This window comes from Tannerella forsythia (assembly GCF_003860135.1).
Lineage (GTDB): Bacteria > Bacteroidota > Bacteroidia > Bacteroidales > Tannerellaceae > Tannerella > Tannerella forsythia_A.
The window spans coordinates 1-4,963 of record NZ_RQYN01000092.1; the positions used below are offsets into that span (position 1 = coordinate 1).

Annotated in this window: 7 protein-coding genes; all 7 read right to left on the reverse strand. The window is 40.7% G+C overall.

Annotated elements, in window-relative coordinates; translation table 11 throughout:
- Positions 1 to 46 precede the first annotated feature (46 nt).
- Positions 47 to 439, reverse strand: a complete 393-nt coding sequence (locus EII41_RS13215) for a DEAD/DEAH box helicase family protein (RefSeq protein WP_260425596.1) — start codon at positions 437 to 439, stop codon at positions 47 to 49.
- A complete protein-coding gene (locus EII41_RS13220; RefSeq protein WP_185711923.1) occupies positions 414 to 842 on the reverse strand; it encodes a type I restriction endonuclease subunit S in 429 nt (142 codons plus the stop codon). Before EII41_RS13220 ends, EII41_RS13215 begins: the two co-directional genes overlap by 26 nt.
- 1 nt (position 843) lies before the next feature.
- The gene (locus EII41_RS13225) at positions 844 to 2,373 is read right to left on the reverse strand and encodes a class I SAM-dependent DNA methyltransferase (RefSeq protein ID WP_124790963.1); all 1,530 of its coding nucleotides are present in this window, start codon (positions 2,371 to 2,373) and stop codon (positions 844 to 846) included.
- Positions 2,374 to 2,377: 4 nt separating this feature from the next.
- Positions 2,378 to 3,871 carry a class I SAM-dependent DNA methyltransferase gene (locus tag EII41_RS13230; RefSeq protein WP_124790964.1) on the reverse strand — a complete coding sequence of 498 codons (1,494 nt, stop codon included), beginning with the start codon at positions 3,869 to 3,871 and terminating at the stop codon, positions 2,378 to 2,380.
- Between the two features lie 67 nt (positions 3,872 to 3,938).
- Positions 3,939 to 4,154 carry a helix-turn-helix transcriptional regulator gene (locus tag EII41_RS13235; RefSeq protein WP_124790965.1) on the reverse strand — a complete coding sequence of 72 codons (216 nt, stop codon included), beginning with the start codon at positions 4,152 to 4,154 and terminating at the stop codon, positions 3,939 to 3,941.
- Between the two features lie 104 nt (positions 4,155 to 4,258).
- Entirely contained in the window at positions 4,259 to 4,459 is a 201-nt protein-coding gene (locus EII41_RS14825; protein ID WP_411292609.1) for a hypothetical protein, read from the reverse strand.
- A complete protein-coding gene (locus tag EII41_RS13240) occupies positions 4,435 to 4,794 on the reverse strand; it encodes a Fic/DOC family N-terminal domain-containing protein (protein WP_260425597.1) in 360 nt (119 codons plus the stop codon). The genes EII41_RS14825 and EII41_RS13240 overlap by 25 nt, the downstream gene beginning before the upstream one ends.
- Positions 4,795 to 4,963: the final 169 nt, after the last annotated feature.

Below are 4,963 nucleotides of genomic sequence, written 5' to 3' on the forward strand. Positions count from 1 at the left end.
GCAAGAATATCCAATAATTATTCCATTTATTTTATTGACAAACAGTTTAATGAATATATTTTAAGGAGCAACTAATTAAGATTTTACGCTGATTTTGTTTGAAGAATGCCATCAATTCTTCTTTTGTTTTGGCCGATTCGACGTTGGGGATTTCAGCACGCGTAAAATCGCCTGTAATCTGATCTTCCAAATCGATACGGTCGTCCACAATCACAACAGTAGGTGCACGCAATTCGTTCTGCAAGCGAAGTTTCTGTGCAGCAAATACCATCAGCCATGATTTACCAGAACCCTGGAAATGCCAAATAAGCCCTTTTTTAGGTCCTTGCTTTTCACGATAAGTTTTCAATACACGTTGCACAATAGCCTCACCGCCTAAATATTGCTGATAGCGACATACAATTTTAATTTTCTTACCCGATGACGTACCTGTAAACACGCTGTTTTGCCAGATCTTTCCAGTTAATAGTTGGAGATAATCCACCAACAGAGATTCGTACAGCTGTTTCCATAAACACATCTGAACTTATAAAGAAGGGAAAGAAATTAGCATCTACAACATTAATATTTGGTCTTAAAACCATTCCATGAGCTGAGAATATACCATCAAAAGGAGCAATACCTACTTTTCGTTGATATGCTCTTCTCTTACCAAACAAGACGTCTCCTTTTTGCATCAACAACTTATCACCTGTTGGAGCAACGTCAGACCCCCATCGGACAATATCAAAACATCCTGGGTCAATATGCTCCAGTCCAATATAGTGAACCTTGTCCTCTTCTGTAGGCTTTTTCTTTTTGGTACTATTGATTGCTATTTCATCAAATCTATACTTTGCCATTTTAGAGTAAAGTTATTAGAGTGTTATATTGAACATGGACTTCGTCTCTACTTTTTTCCCACTTAGATAATGCTGTAGAAAAACATATATCCTCCTCATCAACGTCTTTAATAAAAACATACTTTTGTATGCTCAAATCAAAGTCATTGCCTGCAATATCGTCAATGCTCACAGTCTCTTTAAATTGATCAATATCTTCATTTGAGTTGAAGGCATTAAGTATCTTAGATATGTGGTGTGGTTCTAAATAGCTTTCGGCATTTTTTCTTGTAACTTCTCTTACAGCATTTATAAATGTTACTTTATTTTTCTTGCTTTGAGGCTTATGATTGTTACAGAATAGCACACAAGCCTCCATAGGAGCATTGTAAAACAAATTTGGTCCTAAACCAATTACAACTTCTAATAGATCACTTTTCACCAAATTAGTCCTTACGTCCTTTTCCTCATTCCTAAACAAAACCCCATGCGGAAGCAAAATCGCGCATCTACCATTTTCTTCGTTCATCGAAGCCAAGATATGCTGTATAAACGCATAGTCGGCACGCCCCTGTGGTGGAGTTCCCAAAAAGTTACGTTCCCACTTATCATTCATAAACATTTTGCGATTCCACTCTTTGATGGAATATGGCGGATTAGCCAGAACGATATTAAACTTACGCAAATGACTACCATCTAAAAAGGCTGGTTTCTCTAAGGTGTCAGCACAAACAATGGAAAAATCTTCCACTCCATTGAGATAAAGATTCATGCGTGCAATGGATGATGTCAAACCGTTCACCTCCTGACCAAAAACCTGTACACCTTTCCATTCCTCGCCTTTATTGCGCAAATAGTCCAAGCATTTTACCAACATACCACCAGAACCGCATGTCGGGTCATAAATACTCTCATTTGGTTGCGGTTGGAGAATCTCGGCCATTAGCTGCACTACCGTTCGATTGGTATAAAACTCTTGAGCGGTGTTTCCTGCATCATCGGCAAATTTGCCAACCAGATATTCATAAGCCTGTCCCATCTCATCAGCTGGACAAGCCTTTAAGGAAAGCGTATATTTAGAGAAATTCTCGATCAATGACGTGATGATGCTATCTGGCATCTTCGCCTTATTCGTCCATCCGTCCTTAGGTCCAAAGATCCCCTCCAAGCCACCTACCTTTCTACCATCCATTTCCTTAGCCGGATTGGACTGTTCAATAGCGATAAAGGCTTCTACCAACCGCTGACCTACATTCTCTGTTACCTGACGCACATCGCTCCAATGAGCTCCATCAGGTATGCGGATTGGTAATTCTTCGGCCTGCATACCGGCATATTCCACACCACCTTCATGGAGGAATCCCTCAAATTGTTCGTCGTACACATCAGAGATGCGCTTAAAGAAGAGCAACGGAAATATATACTCTTTATAGCCTGCTGCATCAATCTGACCACGTAAATGAGTAGCAGCCGCCCAAAGAAAACTTTTCAGCTCTTCAAGCGTAATTGGGTCATCGGGATTGCGATAGGTCTTTATCTTGTTTTCTGCCATATCTTTATGCGTTGATTAATTGAGAAAACTCAAGTTCAAGACGTTTCACATCTTCGTATGCCTGCTTGAACTCTGCCAATACGTCTGAATATGGACGAATTTCTTCTTTATGATACTCCACAAAACGATTGGGAGACAAATTATACTCCTTATCTTTTACCTCCTGCAAAGTAACCACCTTAGAGAAATCTTCCACATCCTCATATTGCTGATACAAGGCATATAGTTTGTCAACATCTGTAGGTTCTAATACATTTTGAGCACGGCGTTGAGTAAGGATCTTCGTTCCATCAATCATCAGTATCCGTCCAGAATGTGCTGCCGGTTTCATCCTTCGCAGGATTAAGAAGCAAGGTGATAATCCTGGACCATAGAACAACTTATCCCCAAGGGCAACCACCGCTTCTATCAAATCGCTTTCAACCAGCTGCTTTCTGATTTCGCCATCTTGATTGCCACGGAACAATATCCCCTGTGGCATTACAACTGCCATTCTGCCATGTGCCGGTGCCATAGACGCAACCATGTGCTGAATCCATGCATAGTCGCCACAGCTGTCCGAAGGTGTTCCCCAGAGATTACGTTTATACTTATCTGAAGCCCACTCGGTAGATCCCCAGTTTTCCAATGAGAATGGAGGGTTTGCAATTACACAATCGAACTTAGCAATATTACCACTCTGCAAAATTTTAGGATCACGCAAGGTATCACCCTGCAGCACATTAAAGTCTGAAGCACCATGCAAAAACAAATTCATTTTGGCAATGGCTGCATTGATCACATTCTTTTCTTGTCCAAAAATACTACCGCAACAAAGGGTGTCGTCGTGCATATAGCGAATGGCTTCTATCAACATACCACCGCTGCCGCATGCCGGATCATATACGGTTTCTCCAGGCTGCGGATTAAGAATCCGAACTAGTAATGAAACGACTGAACGTGGGGTATAGAACTCTCCTGCTTGTGCCTTGCTATCATCGGCAAATTTCTTCAAAAGGATTTCATACGCATCCCCCATGAGGTCGGCCGGATAATCTTTGTTGCCCAATTTCCGCTTTGAAAGGTGTTCAATCAGGTCTCTGATTTTACCGTCATTTAAGACCGATTTGTTTGTCCATTTTTGCGCCGAAAACATCGATAGAACGCCATACAGGGTGTCGGGATTAGCTATCTCGATTTGTCGCATGGACCCCACAATGGCAGCACCCAGATTCTCGGTTCGTTCACGAACTGCCTGCCAATGACAGCCATCGGGAATCACAAACCGGTGCTGTTCTGGCAGTGAAGCATATTCCTCATCACCACCGCTATCTACCAGTGCTTCCTGCGTTTCTTCATCATAAACATCGGATATACGCTTATAGTATAGCAAAGGGGTAATATAATCTTTAAAGTTGTCCTGACTGACAGGACCTCGTATGATATTACAAGCTTCGAACAAGAAATTGTACAAATCTTGCGCTCCTGTAAGTTCTTTTTTTATAGTTTTCTTAGCCATAATTTTTAGAGTCATCCATAGGGAATGTATGTCCCATGACAATATTCACCACATCGTATCCCATAATTTACTCCTCTCGTTTGAGGGGCACGGGCCCACACTCCGAACCAAAGAGTTCAAAAACTTTATTGACCTTATCGAGGCGAAGCGTGGTCTTGCCCTGATCCAGTTCACGCACGAAGCGTAGTCCTACTCCGGCTTTCTCAGAAAGGTCTACTCGGGTTAGTTTGTACTTCTTGCTCACCACCTTGACATATTGTGCTATGATAGTTTTTGCTTCCATTTTATTGTCAATTGCTTGAATTGCTGCGCTCTGGATGAATATGTGCATGAAACACCCTTTTTGTGTACACGTTTCAATCTGTGCATAACGTACCCATATTAATTTTATTCTGTTATTGATTCTATTGATGCTACTTTATCCCGCTGTATTGGGTAAGTAAGGAATAGTTTGAACAAAGCATTATTGATATAGTAATTATCTCGTCCAATTTTCATCTTAGTTAGCAAGCCTAAATCTACAATCTTATTCAAGTACTTAGTTACTGTACGTCTATCAAACATCAAATCCTTCTGCATAAACTCGATTTTGGTATAGGGGTGATAAAAGAGGTTATTGAGTAACTTGTGCTTGTAGTGCTTGCCAAATAGAGGACGAAGTCTGCTGTTATGAACTGCTTCTCTATATCAATTTCGGCTTTATAGAGATCATCTTGCGTTGTGACGATGTTCTCTATTTCGGAGCTGTCCTTCGCCTCTTGAAGTGTTAAGGTGCTTATAAGTCTCGCTTCATTGGGAATCGTTCTTGCGCCCCCTTTCAATTCCGCCAAGGTGCGGTTAGCCTTATTTACCTGCCGTAGAATCTCTTTGCTTTCTATATCAAAGGGAAGAGGCAATACTGGTATGTTATAATTGTTGCCCATATCCATTTATTGACTTGTGATGGCATTCGAATTCTTTTGAAGGAGTATTATATACCTTATCAGTGGCAAACTTACATAAAAAAAACTGTTTTTTTATATAGTCGTTCCTTATAAAATCAACTTATGCCACAAAATATATTTTATGCTTCCGAAAAAACCAACCGAAAAT